At 34.3% G+C, this 22,669-nt stretch carries 18 protein-coding genes; 8 read left to right on the top strand and 10 right to left on the bottom strand.

Features of this window, described 5'->3' with window-relative positions:
* Positions 1 to 102 precede the first annotated feature (102 nt).
* Positions 103 to 303 carry a palindromic element RPE1 domain-containing protein gene (locus AAGD44_RS06560; RefSeq protein ID WP_341763889.1) on the top strand — a complete coding sequence of 67 codons (201 nt, stop codon included), beginning with the start codon at positions 103 to 105 and terminating at the stop codon, positions 301 to 303.
* 39 nt (positions 304 to 342) lie between these two features.
* Here the strand turns inward: AAGD44_RS06560 and AAGD44_RS06555 are convergent, their stop codons facing one another.
* The 3 genes from AAGD44_RS06555 to AAGD44_RS06545 form a co-directional block, all read right to left on the bottom strand.
* Positions 343 to 1,098: a TlyA family RNA methyltransferase gene (locus tag AAGD44_RS06555; RefSeq protein ID WP_341763888.1), complete on the bottom strand. Its 756-nt coding sequence runs from the start codon at positions 1,096 to 1,098 to the stop codon at positions 343 to 345.
* 110 nt (positions 1,099 to 1,208) lie between these two features.
* Positions 1,209 to 2,789, bottom strand: coding sequence for a lysine--tRNA ligase (locus AAGD44_RS06550; protein WP_341763887.1), 1,581 nt, complete (start codon positions 2,787 to 2,789; stop codon positions 1,209 to 1,211).
* 243 nt (positions 2,790 to 3,032) lie between these two features.
* Complete coding sequence (locus AAGD44_RS06545) at positions 3,033 to 3,827, bottom strand: enoyl-ACP reductase (protein WP_341763886.1); 795 nt, start codon at positions 3,825 to 3,827, stop codon at positions 3,033 to 3,035.
* 255 nt (positions 3,828 to 4,082) lie between these two features.
* Between AAGD44_RS06545 and lnt the strand changes: the two genes are divergently transcribed.
* Entirely contained in the window at positions 4,083 to 5,747 is a 1,665-nt protein-coding gene (gene lnt / locus AAGD44_RS06540; protein WP_341763885.1) for an apolipoprotein N-acyltransferase, read from the top strand.
* On the opposite strand, the gene AAGD44_RS06535 is transcribed toward lnt, so the two are convergent.
* The 4 genes from AAGD44_RS06535 to AAGD44_RS06520 form a co-directional block, all read right to left on the bottom strand.
* Positions 5,744 to 8,125: a 3-hydroxyacyl-CoA dehydrogenase/enoyl-CoA hydratase family protein gene (locus AAGD44_RS06535; protein ID WP_341763884.1), complete on the bottom strand. Its 2,382-nt coding sequence runs from the start codon at positions 8,123 to 8,125 to the stop codon at positions 5,744 to 5,746. The two genes, lnt and AAGD44_RS06535, sit on opposite strands and share 4 nt — an antisense overlap.
* Before the next feature lie 204 nt (positions 8,126 to 8,329).
* Positions 8,330 to 9,007: a dTMP kinase gene (tmk, locus tag AAGD44_RS06530; RefSeq protein ID WP_341763883.1), complete on the bottom strand. Its 678-nt coding sequence runs from the start codon at positions 9,005 to 9,007 to the stop codon at positions 8,330 to 8,332.
* The gene (gene zapE, locus AAGD44_RS06525; RefSeq protein ID WP_341764704.1) at positions 8,994 to 10,037 is read right to left on the bottom strand and encodes a cell division protein ZapE; all 1,044 of its coding nucleotides are present in this window, start codon (positions 10,035 to 10,037) and stop codon (positions 8,994 to 8,996) included. Before zapE ends, tmk begins: the two co-directional genes overlap by 14 nt.
* Before the next feature lie 137 nt (positions 10,038 to 10,174).
* Positions 10,175 to 10,876, bottom strand: coding sequence for a response regulator transcription factor (locus AAGD44_RS06520; RefSeq protein WP_341763882.1), 702 nt, complete (start codon positions 10,874 to 10,876; stop codon positions 10,175 to 10,177).
* Positions 10,877 to 11,375: 499 nt separating this feature from the next.
* Between AAGD44_RS06520 and rpsF the strand changes: the two genes are divergently transcribed.
* From rpsF to rplI, 3 genes are read left to right on the top strand one after another with little or no spacing between them, the layout of a single operon-like run.
* Positions 11,376 to 11,741, top strand: coding sequence for a 30S ribosomal protein S6 (rpsF, locus tag AAGD44_RS06515; protein WP_341763881.1), 366 nt, complete (start codon positions 11,376 to 11,378; stop codon positions 11,739 to 11,741).
* A 38-nt stretch (positions 11,742 to 11,779) separates the two neighbouring features.
* Positions 11,780 to 12,064 carry a 30S ribosomal protein S18 gene (rpsR, locus tag AAGD44_RS06510; RefSeq protein WP_341763880.1) on the top strand — a complete coding sequence of 95 codons (285 nt, stop codon included), beginning with the start codon at positions 11,780 to 11,782 and terminating at the stop codon, positions 12,062 to 12,064.
* 14 nt (positions 12,065 to 12,078) lie between these two features.
* Positions 12,079 to 12,591, top strand: a complete 513-nt coding sequence (gene rplI / locus AAGD44_RS06505; protein ID WP_341763879.1) for a 50S ribosomal protein L9 — start codon at positions 12,079 to 12,081, stop codon at positions 12,589 to 12,591.
* Between the two features lie 74 nt (positions 12,592 to 12,665).
* Here rplI and rpe read toward each other — a convergent pair whose 3' ends face one another.
* Positions 12,666 to 13,319 carry a ribulose-phosphate 3-epimerase gene (gene rpe, locus AAGD44_RS06500; RefSeq protein ID WP_341763878.1) on the bottom strand — a complete coding sequence of 218 codons (654 nt, stop codon included), beginning with the start codon at positions 13,317 to 13,319 and terminating at the stop codon, positions 12,666 to 12,668.
* Between the two features lie 576 nt (positions 13,320 to 13,895).
* Here rpe and AAGD44_RS06495 point away from each other — a divergent pair.
* The 3 genes from AAGD44_RS06495 to AAGD44_RS06485 all read left to right on the top strand — a co-directional run bounded on the left by AAGD44_RS06495 (position 13,896) and on the right by AAGD44_RS06485 (position 19,380).
* The gene (locus AAGD44_RS06495; protein ID WP_341763877.1) at positions 13,896 to 15,440 is read left to right on the top strand and encodes an acyl-CoA carboxylase subunit beta; all 1,545 of its coding nucleotides are present in this window, start codon (positions 13,896 to 13,898) and stop codon (positions 15,438 to 15,440) included.
* A 76-nt stretch (positions 15,441 to 15,516) separates the two neighbouring features.
* A complete protein-coding gene (locus tag AAGD44_RS06490; protein WP_341763876.1) occupies positions 15,517 to 17,514 on the top strand; it encodes an acetyl/propionyl/methylcrotonyl-CoA carboxylase subunit alpha in 1,998 nt (665 codons plus the stop codon).
* Between the two features lie 27 nt (positions 17,515 to 17,541).
* Entirely contained in the window at positions 17,542 to 19,380 is a 1,839-nt protein-coding gene (locus tag AAGD44_RS06485; protein ID WP_341763875.1) for a sensor histidine kinase NtrY-like, read from the top strand.
* Positions 19,381 to 19,412: 32 nt separating this feature from the next.
* Here AAGD44_RS06485 and polA read toward each other — a convergent pair whose 3' ends face one another.
* Together polA and AAGD44_RS06475 are read right to left on the bottom strand one after the other, a co-directional pair.
* Complete coding sequence (gene polA / locus AAGD44_RS06480) at positions 19,413 to 22,205, bottom strand: DNA polymerase I (protein WP_341763874.1); 2,793 nt, start codon at positions 22,203 to 22,205, stop codon at positions 19,413 to 19,415.
* Positions 22,206 to 22,220: 15 nt separating this feature from the next.
* Positions 22,221 to 22,664 carry a type II toxin-antitoxin system RatA family toxin gene (locus tag AAGD44_RS06475; RefSeq protein ID WP_341763873.1) on the bottom strand — a complete coding sequence of 148 codons (444 nt, stop codon included), beginning with the start codon at positions 22,662 to 22,664 and terminating at the stop codon, positions 22,221 to 22,223.
* Positions 22,665 to 22,669: the final 5 nt, after the last annotated feature.

Raw genomic sequence — 22,669 nt, 5'->3', positions numbered from 1 at the left:
TACTGCTCGTACTTCAAGAATTGGATTTTATTTGCCAGGGGTGAGCGCGCAGAGCGTACATATTAGTACGTGAGCACGCGAAACTTTGATAAAATAGACCTCTTGCATAACCTAAAGATAATTGAAGAATTTTTAGGAGAAACGAAGTCGAGTACCGCAGCGTACATAGACGTACGTGAGGAACAGAGAGGAGTTTCGACGACAAAATTACCAATTAGATTAGGTTATGCAAGAGGTCTAATGACAAAACAACTCTTGAAAGGCGAAGAGTATATACTGCCTTTGCCGAATTGTTGTTTTTAGTAGAGTTCTTTGAGAGCTCGTATCGAAAGAAGTCTACTGTTAGTTTTTTGGTAATTTTTGCCCATAAATTAAGAATTCTTGGTTACCTTTTGCACCTAAAATAGGGCTTGGTATTATCCCGTATATATTAAAATTATAGGACTCTAACCAGTGTTTAATCTCATCACATACTCGCTGGCGTAAGAAGGAATCCCGTACAATCCCCCCTATTCCTACCTCGGTTTTTCCTACTTCAAACTGCGGCTTAATTAGGGCTACTAACCTGCAGGTAGAGGATGCGAGCTCAATTGAAGTAGGTAATATTTTTGTGAGGCTAATAAAGCTAGCATCACAAACAATAAGGTCAGGAGGGAGAGTAATCTGGTTGATGGTTAAATATCTAGCATTTGTTCGTTCAATAACAGAAATTGTAGGATTATTGCGTAATTTGTAATGTAATTCTCCATAACCTACATCTACTGCAAAAATCTTTTTAGCTTTTTTACGTAATAAAACTTCAGTAAAGCCGCCTGTACTTGCCCCTATATCTAAGCAGATTAAATCTTGCGGGTCAATATTAAAATGTTCTAACGCAGCTATTAGCTTTAAAGCTCCTCGTGACACATAATCATGCTTTGGTTGTTTGATAATAATATCGAGAGGGCCAGGAGAATTAGGCGAAATTTGCGTGCCAGGCTTTATGCTAACCTTCTGATTAATGTATACTTTGCCTTGGATTATCAGGCTTCTAGCCAAATCAATATTATCAACTAACTTTAATTGTACTAGATATTTGTCAAGTCTTATTTTACTCATATAAGCATAATTATATGCATTGCCTAGGTTCTTATATCTTAGAAATATGTTATAAGTAGATATAAGAACCTAGAACAATTAATTATAGTCCCTTCATGATATTGTGAAACTCAGTAGGTAATGCGCTGAGTTATTAAATTAATCGTTTCTTGAATACCAAAAAGTTTTACAAAAGTACCTAACCGTGGGCCTTCAGTTTGCCCTAACAATATTTGATATAATTCTTGAAAATATTCTCGTAAATTCTGATAGCCATGGTTATTACCAATCTCATAAATTTTTTCTTGTACCTGTTCCGCCGAGCTATCTCCAGGTAAGCTGGACAACATCTCTACCAATTGCTGTAATATAATATTTTGTTTACTGTTAGGGGTTACATATATTTTATTCGCTTTAATGAAATCATTATAATAGCGGATTGCAAAATCTATTAAATGATCAAGATAAGGAGCATTTTCTTGCGTGGCTTCTGGGGTATATTTATTAATAAACCCCCACAGCACCGTCTTATCTTCTGGGTTACAAGCGGAAGCAAGATTCAACAGCAGGCTAAAACTAAGACCAAAAGTTTCAATGATAGGAACTTGACCGTGATGAATATGATGCACAGGATTGCTATACCGCTTTACTAGATCAGTTTCTGCATGATATTTTTTATTGAAAATAATATATTCATCAACATTTTTAGGTATAACATCAAAATGTAAACGTTTGGCTCGTGTTGGGTTATGGTACATAAATAAGGCCATACTTTCTATAGGGGCATATTGTAACCACTGCTCAACAGTAATACTATTACCTTTAGATTTAGAAATTTTTTCACCCTGTTCATTAAGAAATAATTCATAAAAGAATTGTACAGGTTCCGTGCCCCCTAAAATTCGGCAAATTTCTGAATATAATCTTGCATTAGGCATATGGTCTTTGCCATACATTTCGTAATCAACCTGCAACACCGCCCAACGCATACCAAAATCAGGTTTCCATTGGAGCTTACAATGTCCCTTTGTTACTGGTACTTCTAATAAATTATCGAGTTCATCTTTGTATGTTATTGTGCCGTTTTTAAGATCAGTTTTAACAATAGGTACTTGCAATACAATACCAGTTTTTGGACAAATTGGCATGAAGGGGGAGTAAGTGGCCCTTCTCTCGTTCCTAAAGCTTGGTAACATTAAAGCCATAATTTCATCATATTTTTCAATGACTTTAAGCATCATTTGGTCAAACATTCCAGACTTATAGCACTGCGTACTACTAAAAAATTCATATTCAAAACCAAATTTATCTAAGAAGGAGCGTAATTTAGAATTCATATAATCCCCATAACTTAGGGCCTCCCCAAAAGGATCTGGAATAGCGGTCAAAGATTTACCTAGATGCGAGGCTAACATTTCGGGGTTAGGGAGATTGCTTGGCACTTTGCGTAACCCATCCATATCATCAGAAAAACACAGCAGCCTAGTTGGGATATTTGATAATTGTTTAAAAGCTTGCTGAACCATGATGGAGCGCGCAACTTCTGCAAAGGTACCAATATGTGGCAAGCCTGATGGTCCATAACCTGTTGCGAATAGTACATAACCTTTAGCAGGGGGAGTATGGCCAATTCTGTCTAAGACTTTTTTCGCTTCTAAAAAAGGCCAAGCATTGGATTGAATTGCATTTTCTATGCTTGCTGCTTCTAACATTTTGCTATCCATTAAATATTGTTATATCGAATTGAGGTTACTTTAGGAACTTTAAGAAAAGCTAGGAGCGCATCGTATATAATAGGCTTATTATACCATTTCCGAAAATTAATCATCTACGTTCGCCTTACTTCATGATCTCCCTCCTTGCGTACTAATATGTACGCTCCGGTGCAGGGCACTCGTACTCCTAATACTACTGTACTGGTACTCCTAAAGCTAATGTAGTTTTCGGAAATGGTATTACTTAGGTTGCATGCCAATTGTAGTATTGAACCCACAATCTACGTAATGTATTTCTCCCGTAACTCCCGATGATAAATCACTAAGTAGGTATAACGCAGCGCCCGCAACATCACGCTGAGTGGTGTTTTTGCGTAATGGGGCCGCATTCTCATGCATGGATAACATGCTTTTAAAATCATTAATACCACTAGAGGCTAGAGTTTTTATAGGCCCAGCAGATATTGCATTTACTCGAATATTATTCACTCCCATATCAGATGCAAGATATTTTACACTAGTCTCTAGTGCCGCTTTAGCCAGGCCCATTACGTTATAATTTGGTACAACTTTTTGTGCCCCGTAATAGGTTAAAGTAATGATTTGCCCACCATCTTTCATTAAAGATTCAGCGCGCCTTGCTAAGGCGGTTAAGGAATAACATGATATATTCATGCTATTAAGGAAATTTGGTAATGTTGTATCTATATATCTTCCTTTTAACTCATTTCTATCAGAAAAAGCTATCGAATGTACTAAAAAGTCCAACTTTCCCCACTTTTTTTTAACTACTTCAAATACCGAATCAAGAGATTTTTCATCAGTTACATCACAGGGCACCACAAAATCACATCCCACCTCTTCTGCCAATGGCATGACACGTTTTTCAAGTATTTCTCCTTGATAAGTAAAGGCCAAGTCCGCCCCATGTTCTTTAGCTATTTGAGCAATAGCCCAAGATATTGATAAATTGTTAGCAACTCCTGTGATCAACCCTTTTTTCCCATTAAGTAACCCAGCAATGTTATTTTGCATATATTCTCCGTAAATCCTAAAGTCTAACATAATTTTAATCATGAATAAAAATTATAGGCTACTGGCCAAGGTGCTTTAGACTTTTCCCTTATCAGTATAACGCCCACTATTATATAAAAATACTGCTTCTTATATCAAAGAGATTATATTATAAATACAATAGCTAAATATACATCATGCTATATAATTAAAGCTTGTTCAAACAATAGCACGATGTATATTTTTGTAAATAATTCTTTCTAAGTAATAATCAGAATGTTTACCTCTAAAAAATTAACTTCTAAAAAATTAATTTTCGCAGCCGGCTCGTTAAGTGGATTAGCTTTTGCTCCTATCTTTTTTATCCCAGGATTACTAGCGATTGCTTTATTATGCTATCAAGTAGAAGTAGCTAACAATTGGCAAGAAGCTACTATCAAGGGTTTTATATTTGGTTTTGGCCATTTTTTAACTAGTATGTATTGGGTTAGTATAGGGGTTTCTGTTTATATTGAAGAATTTTGGTGGGCTATCCCTTTTGCGTTATTCGGTTTACCAATTATTCTGGCATTTTTTATTGCTTCAACCTGTGGCTTTGCGTTTTTAGCCAAAAAATATAATTATTATCAATTTATATTTTGTGTTAGCTGGGTATTTTTTGAATGGTTAAGATCCTGGCTATTTACTGGATTACCTTGGAATTTACTAGGCTATGCTCTTTCCTTCTCTGATTCTTTAATTCAGGTCACTAGCCTTGTGGGGATATATGGGTTGAGTTTCTTTACTGTATATATATCAAGTAGTTTTTATGCTATTTTCTCTAAAGATTACCATAAATTAAAATTATTATTAGACCTCTTGCATAACCTAAAGATAATTGAAGAATTTTTAGGAGAAACGAAGTCGAGTACCGCAGCGTACATAGACGTACGTGAGGAACAGAGAGGAGTTTCGACGACAAAATTACCAATTAGATTAGGTTATGCAAGAGGTCTATTGTTAAATTCATTAATAATCCTTCTGGTAATAGCTTCATATGGTGTGTTTAGATTATATAATAACCCTACTCTTTTTTCTGATGTTAAAATTAGATTAGTGCAGCCCAGTATACCGCAGACTGCTAAATGGGATTTTGCAGAATTTTGGAAAAATTTAGATTTACATATTAAGTTATCTGAGAAACCAGGAAAAGTAGATTTGATTATATGGTCAGAAGCTGCCTTAGTAGTACCCTATATTTACGAGCCGGTTAAACTAAAAATATTGCAGCTGTTAAAAAATAAAGGAGCAATTTTAATTACTGGCGGAGTAACAGAAAATGGTAAAATAGATAATGATTTAGAAATTTATACTAGCTTATACGCTTTAACTCCAGAAGGGGAACAATTATTTGAATACCATAAGTCTCACCTAGTGCCCTTTGGTGAATATATGCCCCTGAAAAAGTTATTACCTTTAAAAAAACTAACGCCTGGATTTTTAGATTATACTGCAGGAGATGGCAGGCTTGTTAAAATTGATAGCCATAATCTTACTATCAAGCCGCTTATTTGTTATGAATCAATTTTCCCTAATTTCGTTCGTACTTCTAATGAAATGGCAGATTTGATAATTAATGTCACTAACGATGCGTGGTATGGTAAATCGTCGGGACCCTCTCAACATCTGCAAATTAGCCGGATGCGTAGTATAGAAAATGGCCTGCCTATGATTAGAACAGCTAATAATGGTATATCTGCTATAATAGATCCCGTAGGTAGAATTGTCCAATCTCTAGAACTTAATGAAATAAGTTATATTGATAATTTAATCCCAATTAAACTCAAATTTAAAACTCTCTATTCGCAATTCGGAGACATATGCGCATTCTTAGCAATACTCCTCACCTTTATTAGTTATAAATTATTGCTCTCTCGATCCTTAAAAAAAACCGCAATTTAAAAGCCTAAATCCTTTTTAGGATTCTGGGCCAGTTCTAAAAAGATCTTGCGCTCCTGATCTAATATCCCTTGTTCGTCAATTTCTTGCATAGCAATAATCTCTTGAAATCTATCTAATAGCCAAATTTGCAACTCATCATATTGTGATACATCTAATTTTTCGGATAAGATAATTTGCGGCAAAGTAATTTTTTTATCTACTTTTACTACTTTGTTAGGCAAATTCAACTGCAAAGCCTCCGAAAATATCAGTTGTTTATTCATGTTTATTTGGGCAGAGGTAATCCCATAATCTAATATAAAATAATCCGCAGAACTGGTTTTATTAGCAGTCAGAATATTGGTAATGTTTTTGATTAACCTATCTTCATTACCCTTAGCACGGTAAAACATTTCCTTAATACCGCCAAAACCTGGGACCAGCCCACGACTTACTTCTACAAGTCCAGCGTTTAACTCTTGGTTAGCTAGAATAAAATCAGAGTGGAGTAAAATTTCACACCCTCCCCCCAGCGCAAATCCAACTGCACAACTAATAATGTTTATGCGCGAATATTTTAACCGCATCATAGCTTGTTGGCCCAACTCTAGCAAGCCATCCAATTTAGCAAAATTATTAGTTTTTATATAATGGGCTACCAATTTTAAATCGGCGCCAGCAGAAAAATTATCAGTTAAAGGGACAATATAAAGATCTTTCTCTCTTTGTTCGGCCAAATCTATAGCTTCGAGTAGCAGAATAAAAACATCCTCATTCAGGCAATTCATTTTTGTACTCATGCTAAAAACTAATCTATCTTGATATAAAAAAGCTTGAGCACCATCATTCTTTAATAAGATCTGGCTTTCTTGTAAGTTAATTCTGGCCACTTGAAATTTGCTTCTGTCAATAGTTTGATAGTGATTATTTGCGATATATTTTGGTAAAGGGAGGTTCCGAATAGTAGCTTCTTTCTTAAGCCATTCAAAACCATCTTTTATATTATAAAGCAGCTCAAACGGGCCTAGTTTCCAACTATAACCAAGCCTCATTGCTTTATCGATATCATAAATATTATCAGTTACCTCTGGAATTAAGCTGGTTAAGTAAAGATAAAATTCTACTAAGATACTCTTAAAAAACTGACCATAGATAGAGTCGCTGTCTAATAATTCATTAATATACTCCTCTGATATGAAGTTGCATGCGTCGTTACTCATCGCTCGCCTATTATCTATAGGCTTCGCTCCATCGCGCCTAGCAGCAAAATCATCTGAGAGGAGTATAGACGTCTCTTGTAGCTCGTATCGATCTGCTAATCTTGTTGTCGAAACTTGCCTTTGCTCCTCACGCATGTCTGCGCGCGCAGAAGCTGCCGGCTTCGTTTCTTCTAAAAGTTCCTCCTCTCTCTTTGACTTAGGTAGAAAGTCTATTGGAGTGTAGGATAGATCTAGGAAATTTATCACTTCTTTAGTTTTGACCTTATTTATGACTGATAACCGGTAAAACCCTCCTAGCCCTTTTCTCCCTATTAAATTTTTTGCAATCATCTTCTCCAGAACTGGAGTAGGAATATAAATTTTTCTATACTGATCATTCATTGGTAAGGAGTTAACTAATGACGTAGAAATTAACTTCATTACATCATGACCTATGAGATCATATAAACCAAAAATCCCCGTATTTGGTAATTTTAGTAAATTGGTAAAAATTTTATCTATAATTACAGGATTTAAATTAGCTTTTATGGCGGTGCGTACTACTAGTTCAAGTAGATAGCACCCTATTCTATTAGCAATGAATCCTGGGGTATCATTGCTTTTAACAATAGTTTTACCTAAGTTAACAGTTAGAAAACTAGTGATTTTATCTATCGCTACTGGATCTACTGTTTGGTCGGTGATGAGCTCAAGTAATTCCATATATCTTGGGGGATTAAAGAAATGCGTAATAACAAACCGAGATTTTACAGAATCTGGCATCTTTTCTTTTAATTGCTTTAAAGGTAAAGTTGAAGTATTAGAAGCTAGAATAGTATCATTTTTCAAGTACGGTATAATTTTGTTATATAACTTATATTTGATATCAATTTGTTCTATAATAACTTCGATAACTAAGTCACATTCTGTGATTAACTGTAAATCATCTTCCAAATTGCCAATTTTAATAAAAGCTAATTTACTAGGATGAGATAAAGAGGGCGGGCGTTGTTTCTGTATGTTGTCTATCGCTTTTTTAACAACCGCGTTCCTATCGTTTGGATTATTGCTAGCTATATCGAGTAACACGACGTGGCATGATGAGTTGGCTATTAAAGCTGCGATTGCTGAGCCCATTACTCCAGAACCAATAACACATACTTTTTGGATATGCAGGGAGTCTATTTTATCTTGCGCCATCTAGCTTACCTATTTAATAATATTATACTCCTCTGCTATGAATTTGCATGCGTCGTTGTCAAATAGCGCGCCTCTTATCTATAGGCTCTACCATCGCGCCTAGCAGCAAAATCATCCCCTAGAGCGACTTATGCAGGAAGTATATTTCAATTGTCTTAAGAAATATTAGATATAGTAAACTAATTATATCATAAAACAAATTTATTACTCAATAAGTTTACTAAATTTTTGCTTACAATGTCTAACTATCGCTTCATGGATTTCTTCTATACTACGAGTTAAAGCTGGTATTTGCACTATTCTATCTACAAATTGCGACGATATATATTGAAATCTATTATATACTTCCTGGTGGAACACTATCTCTTTGTGCTCAAATTTATTATTATCCCCTCGCGCTCGCGCTCTTGATAAAGCAATTTCTGGAATTAAGTCAATCCAAAATGTACAGTCAGGCATAATAGAAGAAATAAGAGCGTGATGTAGTTCGTACACCTTCTCTATTGAGATCAATGGCTGCTCTTTATTTTTCGGTATAGGCAATTTATCTGTTATATGTGAGCCCTGATAACAAGCAGTAGAATCTATAAACCTATCGCAAATCACCCAGGTGCCTGCATTCAGTTTTGGGATAATTCTTCTATGAATATGTTCATAACGTGCTGCCATAATTTGCAGTAACTCAGACATCGGTAATAATTCTTGATATATTAAAATTTCCCGCATCTTTTCCGCTGAAATAGTACCTCCTACTTCACGCGTTAAATCTACTGGAATATCTCGTGATAATAAATATTGGCATAGCATATTACTTTGGGTAGATTTTCCGCATCCCTCTCCCCCTTCAAATGTAATAAATTTACCGCGTTTAGCTGTTGGCATACGCATCACTATTCATTTCATATAATCTTGAAATTGTTCTCTGAAATTCCTGACTGCGGTGGCCGTTTTGATATATTTTGGTAGGTTCCGTTTCTAAGCACATAAACAATATCACTTTATAGAAATAAGCATTATCAACGAAATTGATAAACCTTACCGCTAAATCTGTATTACCAGGTTCTATTATATGCACATTTTCGACCACTATAATAGAAAATTTTTGACAAATATTTACATAATCAATAGAGCTAAATTGCCTTAAAAATAATTCTTCAAAGGTAGTAGCTAGTATGTGCTGATTAGCTGTTTTAAAATGGATTAGGCGGCCAAAAACTTCTACCGCTCTAGGAGCTAGCCGCCCTTCTTGATTGAGAGCTAAGATAAGTTTTTGCATTATAAGTTTATTATTGTCATTCATTGGATACAGTATACGACTTTGAGACAATTTTATAATTTTGTCTTTCCTATAATCATGCCTACTATCTAAATGTAGTACATCAAATATTTGGAAAATTTTTTCAATTATGGGTAAAAACGACTCTCGTTGCAACCCGTCTTGATATAAAGAATCAGGCTTAGTATTGCTAGTAATAAAGATGAATATCTTATGTTTTATAAGCTCAAAAATTAAAGGGCCGATTATCATCGCATCAGTGATATCTTTAATTTCAAACTCATCTAGACAGATTACTTTATATTTTGTAGCGTAAGCATACGCAATTTTTTTAATAACGTTATTCTTTGAGTCTCGGTGATTTTGTAATTGATGGATATCTGCATGGATTAATTGCATAAATTGTTGATAATGGGTGATTAATCTTTTACTAGACAGTAACTGATAAAAATATTGCATTAATACAGTTTTCCCGTTACCCACATTCCCATATAGGTATACCCCTTTTTTTACTGAAGTTTTATCAGTAAAAAAGTTGAAAAAAGACTTATTATCTATTTGCGCTGCATATTCCTTAAGCTTATTTAGAATAAGCAATTGCTTCTCATCAAATTTCAATTCAGATAACAGATATATTCTCGCTAAAGTTATTTTATCAATTCCCAATTACTTTATAACAAAATTATATTGCTGAATCTAGTAGATATTTAATAGACCTCTGAGCCAAATGAGCAAACAGCTAAATGAACAAACAGTAACAGGAGAAATGCAACTTAACTTAAAGAATCAATACAATACCCTAGCGAGCGGACGGTTTTGATAAATACTTGAGAATCTTTATGTCTTATTGAATTTCTTATTCTATTTATATGTACATCAACCGTGCGGGCATCTATATTCTTACTGGTAGGCCATACTTTATCTATAATATCTTGCCGTGAAAATGTCACCTTTGGAGACTTAAGCAGAAGATGTAGAATTTTAAATTCCGTAGGGCCTAAATGAATTTCCTCGCCATTTTTTGTTACTTTATAATTAGTAAGATCAATACTTATATCTTTATATTGAATAATTTTATTTTTCAGTATCCAATTAGAGCGTCTAAGTAAATTTCTTATTAAAGTAATTAATTGTTCTGACGTAAACGGCTTAACCAGTAAGTCTACAAATTCATTGTTTTCCAGCTTGAAGGTTGGTTTTTGTTCTTGGGAATTTAGCAGAAAAATTATTGGAATTTTTTCTATGCCACTAATTTCCCTTAACTTAACTGCCGCTTTCATAGTAGGTTCATCTTGTTCTACCGCATCAATAATAATTATATCTGGCGGGAGGGAGTGGGCAGAAGCTATAGCCTTGTCTAAGGTACACACTTTAACGATATTAAACCATGATCTTTCTACAATATTAAATAATGAAATATTGCTGCTTTTGGTGAGTTCTAAAATAAGAATTCTCGGAGGTAATTTGTCAAACACTAAAGTAACTTATTTAATAGATTTATTAAGATATTAACATAATATTAACACAATACTTAATATATTAAAATATAATAATGTCAAATTAATTAAAGCAACAATTATAAATTTCAAATAATCTGAAATCCTGGCTCACCCCTAGCTCACTTTAAAGCTCAACTCGTATGACCTAAGCCATTAAGCGATAAATACCGGTAATGAATTAAAACCACACATTGTTATTCCATATTACTTTAATAATCAAAAAGTGCTATATTATATTAAGGGCATTTATTATATTACTGTCTAACGTTAACCTAAATTACATATATCTCACTATTTATAGATGTTATCAAAAAATAGTATATTTTAATTTTTCAAAAAAGGCTGCGTGAGGTGAAATACTAGACACCAGATATTACTTAACTTGATTAATTACAACCTAATAGAAGATAATACTTGAATAAAATGTTATTAATTGTTATAAATGGCTTATTTTTATAGGTGGAGATTCTGTTATATGGCTTTTTATGAATCAGTTTTTATCATTCGTCAAGATGTTTCATTGGCTGATGTAGATAAAATTACCGATGATTTTATTAAAATTGTTAAAGAAAAGGTAGGAGAAATTATTAAAACTGAATATTGGGGGCTGAGAAGTTTAGCTTACAAAATTGGTAATAATAAGAAAGGACATTATGTTTTCCTAGGTATTAAAGCTGACTTTTCGGTAATAAAAGAAATGGCAAGAAAAATGAAGCTCAGTGAAAATATTATTCGATTTATTAATATTAAAGTTGACTCAATTAGTAATGAACCTTCCACGATTTTAAAAAGCAAACATACAGAAAATGAAGGAATAGTTGATGTAACCGTTACTCCATAGAGATTACGGAACAAATTAGAATAAAGGTGGAGAAACCAATGTTAACAAATGAAAATACTGACTCTAAGCCAATGAGTAGAATGGCTGATCGAACGAATAAACGGGTGTTTTTTAGAAAACGTCAAGGCTGCCCTCTATCGGTGGCAGACGCTCCTGAAATTGATTATAAAAACCCTGATTTATTATTAAAATTTGTATCCGAAGGGGGAAGAATGTTACCTAGTAGGATTACTAACGTATGCGCTAAGAAACAAAGAAAATTAAAAAATGCTATAAAAATTGCTAGAATTTTAGCATTGATGCCTTTTATGTTTCAAGTCTAAAGTAGAGGAAAAAGATGGAAGTTATTTTAGTTAAGCCTGTAAGGCACGTGGGGAAGATTGCAGAAGTTTGTGATGTAAAAAACGGATTTGCTCGAAATTACCTTTTTCCTAATAAATTAGCGATTAGAGCAACGGCACATAATAAACAATTGATAGAAAATCAGAAACACGAGCTTGAAACAAAAGATGCAAACACAAGAACTGAAGCATCGGTTATTAGTAATAATATCACTGGCAAAAAGATAGTGTTTATTAGACAATCTGCTGATGATGGTAGGTTATTTGGTTCAGTGAATAATAAAGAGATCGCTGAAATGTTATCGAAAATTTCTGCTCACCCAATTTCGTATTTAAACATTGTGCTTGATAAACCAATCAAAACCACAGGAGTTTTTGTAGTAGAGGTAAGGTTGCACGCTGAACTGAGCAGTGATGTTACAGTAATTGTAGCACGAACTGAATCAGAAGCTCAAGATTATTCAAGAGATACTAAACAAGTTGAGGAGAGGCAAGATTCCGTGCAATAATAGACTGATTGCCCCCCTCTATTTCTACTCTTTTTATAAAGAAGCTGTTTTGTTTTAGGGGCTGCGTTTCGTTTCTAATATTTTAATAATTCTATTTGGTTTTTGTAGTTTTTAGTTTGGAAGATAAAATTTCCTGCTACTAAAATATTTGCCCCTGCCTTAATACAGTCTTTAGCGGTAATATTATTTATGCCACCATCTACTGACAGAAGTATAGTTTTATTAGATTGTTTGATTTTTTCTGAAATAATTTCAACTTTTTTTAATTGATTCGAGATAAATTGTTGTCCCGAAAAACCAGGATTTACGGTCATTACTAAAATCATATCTATCTTATTCATTACATAATCTAAAGACTCTGGTAAGCTAGATGGAAGTAAAGATATTCCTACTTTAACCCCTAAGCTTTGAATATAGTTTAAGGTTTTATCAAGATGTTTAGTAGTCTCTGGGTGAATAGTAATGATATCAGCACCTGCCTCTACATAATCTTTAATTGAATTTTCGGGAGAATCAATCATAAGATGGACATCAAAGGGCAACTTGCTATAGGGCCTTAAGGATTTGATTACCGGAGGGCCTAGAGTTAAATTCGGAACAAAATGGCCATCCATTACATCTATATGTATCATATCTACCCCTGCTTTTTCTAAAGCTACAATTTCTTCCCCTAATCTAGCGAAATTTGCTGATAATAATGAAGCAGAAACCTTAATCAAACTACTCATAATCTATCCTTTTATGCTATATATACTACTCGTCTTTCACAAATTGTTTTTTTATTTTATCATGGACTCACGTGCTAGCATGTACGCTGCGCGCGCTCGCCATTTAAAATAAAATCCAATTCTTGAAGTACGAGCAGTATACTCTAGGAACTTCGTCTATCAACTCTTCAGGTGCGAGCAGTATATACTACTCATTTTGCCGAATTGTTTCCTGCTCTTCCCACTAACTGCTGTACTTCACTCTTCATGCTTATTAGTATCAAGATCATCTGGGTTAACCGCTAGTTTATCCTTAATTTTTTGAATTTCTTTTCTTCTGACTAAATTTGCTTTTAAAGCAGTCGATAATTTTATCAACTTCTTGTCATTAAGTTTGGGTGACTTATTATTTTCAGCTATAAAGTCCTCCTCAAATTATCATTAGAATTTACTCTATAAGTAGACTACCTGCATAAGTCGAAAAAGCGCTCGAGATTTTTAGGTAAATAACTTTCTACTATCTTTTCAACATTTTCTTATTATACTACGAATTATGATGGTAATGAAATATAATAACAAAAATATAATAACAAAAATATGACGCAACATATTATACATTCTGCTAAATTACTTGAAGAAAAGCGTAATAATGCACGCCAAGGGGGAGGGGGAGAACGGATAGCAGTTCAACATAAGAAAGGTAAATTAACTGCACGCGAAAGACTAGAAGCTCTACTAGATACCGAAAGTTTTGAAGAAATAGGAATGTTCGTTGAGCATAGATGTAATAATTTTGGGATGGAGAACAAAAAATTTCCTGGAGATGGGGTAATCACTGGCCAAGGTACTATAAATGGTAGATTAGTTTTTGTCTATAGCCAAGATTTTACAGTGTTAGGAGGTTCCTTAGGTGAATATCATGCGAAGAAAATATGCAATATCCTTGATGCCGCTTTGGCAGTAGGAGCGCCAGTTATTGGTATAAATGATTCAGGAGGGGCAAGAATTCAGGAAGGTGTGGATGCACTAGGGGGGTATGGAGAGATATTTCAACGTAATGTCATTGCTTCTGGAATTATTCCGCAAATTAGTTTAATTATGGGACCTTGTGCAGGGGGAGCAGTATATTCTCCTGCTTTAACAGATTTTATATTTATGGTTAAGAACAGCTCTTATATGTTTGTGACGGGGCCAGAAGTAGTTAAAACAGTGACAGGAGAAGAAGTAAGCCAAGAAAAGCTAGGGGGAGCCCGTATGCATACTGCTAAAAGCGGCGTAGCTGATCTTGCTTTTAAAAATGATATAGAAGCTCTTCTAGAAACTAGAAGGTTTTTTAATTTTTTACCTTTGTCGAATTGTAGCCCCTTACCAAAGCGCAAAACTGAGGATCCCGCAGATCGGGTTGATATGTCATTAAATACTTTAGTTCCCACTATTCCAAATAAACCTTATGATATGAAAGAGCTAATCGAACGCATTATTGATGAAGGAGAATTTTTTGAATTACAGCCAGAATTTGCTAGAAATATAATTATTGGCTTTGGGTACATGGAAGGAAGATCTGTCGGATTTATTGCTAATCAACCATTACATTTAGCCGGATGTTTAGATATCAATGCGTCAAGAAAAGCTGCCCGGTTTATACGTTTTTGTGATGCCTTCAATATTCCGATAGTAACGTTAGTTGATGTACCAGGCTTTTTGCCTGGCACTGACCAGGAGCATGACGGAATTATTAAGCATGGAGCAAAATTATTATATGCTTATGCTGAAGCAACTGTCCCTAAAATCACTATTATTACTAGAAAAGCTTACGGCGGCGCTTATATAGTGATGAATTCCAAACATTTGCGAGGTGATATTAATTATGCCTGGTATAATTCGGAAATTGCAGTACTTGGAGCGGAAGGTGCAGCAGAAATAATATTTAAAGAGGAATGTAAGGATCCAGAATTAAAAAAACAAAAAATCCAGGAATATAAAAATACTGTTACTTCTCCGTTTGTTGCGGCATCAAGAGGCTATTTGGATGATATTATAGAACCTCAGAACACTAGATGGCGTATATGTAAAGCGTTAAATATTCTTCAAAATAAGAAAGTACAATTGCCATGGAAAAAGCATGATAATTTACCTCTTTAATTCTACCCCCTGCCTCTTAAATTTGTATTTCTAGTATGCATTATTTTTTATAATATATTTTTAAGCACGAGATTTTATGACTAAGCCGTTATTTGATAAAATTTTAATCGCTAATCGTGGTGAAATAGCTTTAAGGATAATGAGGACCTTAAAAAAAATGGGTATTAAATCAGTGGCGGTATATTCCGAGGCTGATACCCATTCAATGCATGTACAATATGCTGATGAGGCCTATTATATTGGCAATTCTCCAGCTACCGAAAGCTACTTATCGATCAAAAATATTATAAATGCTATTAGAACGAGCGGAGCAAACGGAGTACATCCAGGATATGGATTTTTATCAGAAAATGCTAATTTTGCTAATATTTTAAAAAGAGAAGGAGTGACTTTAATAGGCCCCAATGCTTCTGCTATTAAGAAAATGGGGGACAAAATAGAGGCAAAAAAAATTGCTATTGAAGCGGGTGTAAGTACGGTGCCAGGCTATATTGGCACTATTAGCAACATCAGTCAGGCAGTAGAAATTGCCAAAAAAATAGGTTTTCCTGTAATAGTTAAGGCAGCAGCAGGGGGAGGTGGACGTGGGATGAGGGTAGTGAAAAATTCTGAAGAAATGGCTAATGCCTTCGAATCAGCTAAGCTTGAAGCAGTAAATAATTTTAGTGATGGAAGATTATTTATTGAGAAATTAATTAGATCACCGCGGCATATTGAAATACAGTTAATAGCTGATCAGTACGGTAATAGTGTCTGTCTTGGTGAACGTGAATGTTCTATTCAACGTTATCACCAGAAGGTAATTGAGGAGGCACCGAGCTCCTTTATTACCCCAGAAATAAGACAAAAAATGTATGAAGAAACAGTGGCGTTATCAAATAAAGTTGGTTATTACTCCGCAGGTACAGTCGAGTTCATAGTTGATTTAGATAAAAATTTTTATTTTCTTGAGATGAATACGAGATTGCAAGTTGAACATCCTGTGACTGAAATGGTGACAGGCATTGACATAGTAGAAGAAATGATAAGAATTGCTGCAGGCGAGAAATTATCCTTTTCCCAAGAAGATATTAAATTAAAGGGGCATGCGTTTGAAGCCAGAATTTGCGCAGAAAATCCAATGCGGGGATTTTTACCATCTAGTGGCAGAATTACTGAATATTCTGAGCCGCCAAAAAATGCCAATATCAGGGTGGATACAGGCTTAGGGCTTGGCGGAGAGGTCAGCATGTTTTACGACCCTATGATTGCAAAATTATGCACTTATGGAGAGTCACGCGAACAAGCAATAGAGGTTATGAGATCTTCTTTGAGTTCGTATATTATTCGAGGCATTTCTCATAATATTAGTTTCTTAGAAGCTTTAATATCTAATCCGCGTTTTATAGCAGGAGATATCAATACCTCCTTTATAGAGGAAGAGTATCCGCATGGTTTTTCTGGAGCTACCCTAACTTCAGATATTACAAAAATATTTTTAGCTACTACAATTTTTATTTATATTACTGAACAGAAACGAGCCTCATTGATTGCCGGACAAACGATTGATCAAGTAAATAAAATCGGCACTAGGTGGGTTGTTTCAATTGATGATAACTTATTCCCAGTGCTCATTAAGTCAGTAGAGGATGGATATAATATAAGACAGGAGCATGACAGAATATATATACGCAGTAATTGGGCCTTAGGGAGTAGGCTTTTTTCTGGGGTAGTAAATGGCCGAAAAGCTAATGTAAAGATTGAAAATATTACCACGGGGTACATATTATCACATTCAGGTATTAATGTTACAACATATGTGCGTTCTACAAGACTATCTGAATTAGAAGCGCTGATGATTACTAAATCTACTTGCGAAGAACAAATGGAATTACAAGCACCACTTGCCGGACAAATTATCGCCATTAAGGTACAGGAAGGAAGTGAGATAATTATCGGGCAAGAGATTATGGTTTTAACTGCTATGAAAATGGAGAATATAATTATTGCTGAACGTAGCGGAAAAATTGCCAAAATATTGGTTAATGAAAAAGATCAAGTGACTAGTGGCCAGGTATTACTTGAATTTGCTTAAATTGAAGATTGGAATTTGAATTATAAGATGTTTAATTATCATCGAGGATTTAAAAAATATTTTAATAGCAGGAAGTTATTATTTATCCTCACAGTAATAGCCATAATATTGGTTTGGGGCACCTATTACTCAATTTCTATTGATGATCATTATCTTGGTCCTGATCCAAGTAGGGTAATAGGTCTGCTCCTTATAGACTTAGTAGTAATTTTACTCCTTGGTATTGTAGTATCTCGTAAATTTTTACAAAATCTTATAACTAGAGAAGATAGCCAGGGAAGAGTTTCAAAATTACAAAACCGCATTATTATTGCTTTTAGTTTAGTAACGGCTATTCCCACAATTATTGTATCTGTTTTTTCTGCATATTTTTTCAATTTTGGCATTCAAGCTTGGTTTGATCACAAGATCTCGGCTGTTCTAGACCAGTCAATCATTGTAGCAGAATCTTATATAGATGAACATAGGCTGCAACTACGGGAAACAGCTATATCTGTTGCTGATGACTTAAGCGATATGTACTATTACTATGATTTAATACATAATCAAGCTTTATTTACTAAAATATTAGATGGTGAGGTTGAAGCACGTTCTTTGGTAGAAGCGATAGTTTTTCATAAACCTACTAATACCATTATTGCTAATACTTATTTAAGCTTTGCTCTGTCATTTTTGAACATCCCAGATTACCTAATACAAAGAGCTAATACAGGAGAAATAATTGAAATCAAGACTGATCCTACTATGCTTAGAATGCTTATTAAACTTAAAGATCATAATGATATTTATTTATTAGTGGGTAGGCTAATTGATGATAAGATTATTGACCATATAGATAAAACTAATGGGGCAGCTGAGGAATATTATCGCCTTAAGAAGCATATATCCAGTATGCAGATTAAATTTTCTATAGTGTTTATTTTTATTGCCTTATTACTTTTATTAGTTGCTATAAGCTGGGGTTTGATTTTTGCCCAAAAAATAATAAATCCTATTAGAAAATTAGTTATTGCTACAGAGAAAATAAAAGCAGGGGACTTAACGATACAGGTGCCAGAGAGCCAGGTGAATAAAGATGAGATAAGTGTCTTATCATCAGCATTTAATAGGATGGTAAAACAAATTGATCGCCAGCAAAGGGATTTAATGATAGCCCAGCGTGCTCTTGCCTGGTCTGATGTCGCCCGAAAAGTAGCGCATGAGATTAAAAACCCTTTAACGCCCATTCATCTTGCTTCGGAAAGATTACTACGAAAATTTAGCAATCAAGTGGAGGATAAAACAGAATTTAATAAATATATTCAGATGATTATCAGTCATACTAATGATATTAAGAAAATTGTATCAGAATTTGTTAACTTTGCCCGGCTACCTGCTCCAATATTTACCAATTGTGACTTAGTACCGCTGGTAAAGAATATAGTTGATTCACGTAAATTAATTAATGACAAAATATTATATAACTTCACTACTACTGACGTTTATATAGATTTTATTTGTGATACTACCCAAATTAATCAGATTATGGTTAACTTATTAAAAAACGCTGAAGAATCTATTCAAATGGCTAGATCGCAGCTGGGGATTATTACTACTTCCATTAGTATATTACAAGGTCAAATAATGATTACAGTAACCGATAACGGGGTAGGTTTTCCTCCTAATTTAATTAATAAAGCAGCAGAAGCTTATATCACAACTAGATCTAAAGGTAGCGGTCTGGGATTGGCTATTATTAAGAAAATAGCTCAAGACCACGCAGGAACATTGGATATAGCTAATTGCCTTGAGGGAGGGGCGGTCGTTATTGTAACATTCAATATTGAAGAGCTGAAATTGAAATCTTTAGAGAGCTTTCCTCATTAATATACTCCTCTGATATGAATTATGCGAGAGGATTAATGTATCTCAAACCAATTATTGCCTGTTTTCATCTCTATAATAATTGGCACAGTTAATCTAGGAACCTTTTCCATGGTGCTTTTGATAACTTTTGTAACTATTTCTATTTCATCAATAGGTGCTTCAAATAGTAATTCATCATGAATTTGGAGAATTAATTTAGTTTTTAATTGTAATTGTTTTAGGGCGTAGTCCAACTCGATCATAGCTATTTTGATTATATCAGCATTGGTGCCCTGAATTGGGGCATTAATGGCTGCTCTTTCTGCAACTTGCTGCAGCGTATAATTTTTTTCTAATATTAAAGGAACAAAACATTTGCGCCCAAAAAGATTTATAACATATCCATGTTCCTTGGCATAGTTTTTAGTATATTCCATATATTTTTGAATTTCTGGATATTCCTGAAAATATTTCTTAATATATTCGGCAGCCTTAGCTCCTGAAATGTTTAACTGCTTTGCCAATCCAAAAGCACTAATACCATAAATAATTCCAAAATTTATTGCTTTGGCTTTACGGCGATGCTCAGATGTTAAATCCTCCTCTGCTATTTTAAATATATTACATGCTGTTTTACTATGGATATCTTTGCCTTCGATAAAAGCTTGTTTTAATGACGGGATATTTGCTATATCGCTTAAAATTCGCAGCTCAATCTGCGAATAATCTGCTGAGATTAATTTATGCCCAACTTCTGCAATAAAAGCTTTTCTCACATTATTCCCTTCAGTAGAGCGAATAGGAATATTCTGCAAATTAGGATCTTGCGAACTAAGTCTACCGGTAGTAGTGGAAGTTTGTAAAAACGTTGTGTGTATCCTGCCACTAGCCGGATTTACTTGTAGAGGCAGACTGTCGGTATAAGTATTTTTTAATTTGGTTAGTTGTCGCCATCTTAACAATAAATCAGCTACCTTGAAACCTGTATCACTAAGCTTTTCTAAAATTTCTACACTAGTAGAATAGGATTTTGTTTTAGGTGATAATTTACCAAATGGTAATTGCATCTTCTCAAATAATACTTCGCCTAATTGTTTGGGGGAGGCAATATTAAATTGAATAGCTGTAATAGCGAAAATTTCCTGTTCTAGAGTAGCAATTTCAACACCAAATTCATTTGATAATTTTTGAAGGTAGCTGCCCTCTAACTTAATACCTACCTTTTCCATTTTATCAAGTAAGTAACATAAAGGTAAATCAATCTCTTTATATAGAGCTAATGAACGGTTATTTTTTAGTTCTAGTAACAATTTTTGATAATTTCCACTAAAATTGCCTAGAATTTCTACTATGGCGTTTTCTGAATCCGCTTTTTTTAGTTGTTCTACTAAATCTTTTTGTGGTTTACCTGCCGATATTGTATATTGCATTAATTCTAAATCTTCCACAGAGGCGATTTGATCGGCAATATTATCAAAGAATTTTAACAGGGTTTTTAGTCTATAAGTAATTTTTTTAATGGATTGATCTTTTAACAAATTAATTATAGACTCCATAAACCATTGGTTGGAATTATTTTCACCAAAATTATCGGACTGTAAGCCTTGCTCACCGCTCGCCTCGAGCAGGCAATTTGATGGAGATGAGGCGCACGAAACCGCAGTGTACGAAGGTACAGGTATGCAGCTCTGGCTAGATTTGGCGGACAAATTCACAGCTCGCTGCGAATCTTGAAAGAGTTCTAGTGTCTTAGGCATCTCGCTACCTTGTGGCGAAGCAAATTTAAGCTGATAGTATTTATTAGCAATCGATAATAATAGGTATGAATGTTGTGTTTGATGAGTTGACAAATAAATACCCACGACACCAACTCTTTCAGCTTCCTCCATCAAAGAATTTAGTTCGTCAGGTAAGAGAATTTCCTGAATTTCGAATTTCATTTTTTCGTTAGAAGTATGTAATACTACCTTAGGGATTTGTACCTGAAATAAATTTTCTACTCTTTGATATAATGATTTAAAACCATATTCAATTAAAAAATTAGAGATTTTTTCACTGGCAGGAGGGGTCCAAGAAAATTGATTAAGATCAAATTCTATATTCACATTGTATTCTAAGCCTACTAGTTGCCATGATAGTAAAACCAATTCCTGGGACTTCGTTAAAATTTCTCTTTGACGTGCATTAGCTATTTGATTCAGTGATTTTAAAACTTCTTCTACAGAACCAAATTGTTTAATAAGAGAAGCGGCAGTCTTAGGGCCAATACCAGGTGCGCCGGGAATATTATCTGATTTGTCACCAATTAATGCCATTACTTCTCTTAGCTGGTTAGGCTCAACCCCAAATTTTTCTACTACTTCTTTCAGGGAGATATATCTTGCTTTCATAGGATCATACATTTTAGTATGGATATTAATTAGCTGCATTAAATCTTTATCTGAAGAAATAATGATAGTATCTTTAGAAGCAGCAGTAGCTTTATGAGCTAAAGTGGCGATAATGTCATCTGCTTCATATCCTTCTTTCTCAATTATAGTAAAATTTAAGCTCGCCGCTGCTAGACGTACTAGCGGTAGTTGATCAATTAAATCCTGCGCAGGCGTGGGTCTGTTTGTTTTATATGGCTCGTAAATTTTGTGCCGAAAATTCTTGCCCCCACTATCAAACACTACTACCGCATGTTTAGGTTTAAAATCATTTAATATTTTTAACAGCATGGAAGTAAAGCCATATACCGCTCCAATAGGTAATCCTTGGGGCGAGCTTAAAGGCGGTTGAACATGATATGCTCTGAATATAAAACCGTAACCATCAATTATTAACAGAGAATTTTCGTTAGTCATGTCATTAAAAACTTGTTATATTATGGGAGTTAATAGAATTTTAGCTCTTGCTTCAAAAGCATTAACTATTTTTTGGGTCGCTTCGTTGAAGAACATCTCAACTAATTTATTAATTATTGTATATTTCATTTGAAAATCAATGAAGAATTCTATTTGCGTACCAGTATCTATTGGAGAAAATTTCCATGAGTTCTTTAAATACTGAAATGGGCCTGAAATTGCTTCTACCTCAATGGAATAAATCAAATTATTGGTATAGGTAACCCGAGATTTATAGCTATCTGAGAAACCTTTTAATTGTATTACTAGTTCTGCTATAATTTGATTGTCTGTTTCTGAAAGAATTTTAGCAGCTTTACACCAAGGCAAAAATTTAGGATATGACTGGATATCAAGTACTAAATAAAATAGTTCTTGTGGTTCATAAGGTAGTATTTTTACTTGAGAACAGTTTGGCATTTCCG

The organism is Candidatus Tisiphia endosymbiont of Beris chalybata (genome assembly GCF_964026555.1).
Classification (GTDB): domain Bacteria; phylum Pseudomonadota; class Alphaproteobacteria; order Rickettsiales; family Rickettsiaceae; genus Tisiphia.
Note: the sequence above shows the minus strand (reverse complement) of the source record. Positions and strands in the feature narration are given on the sequence as shown.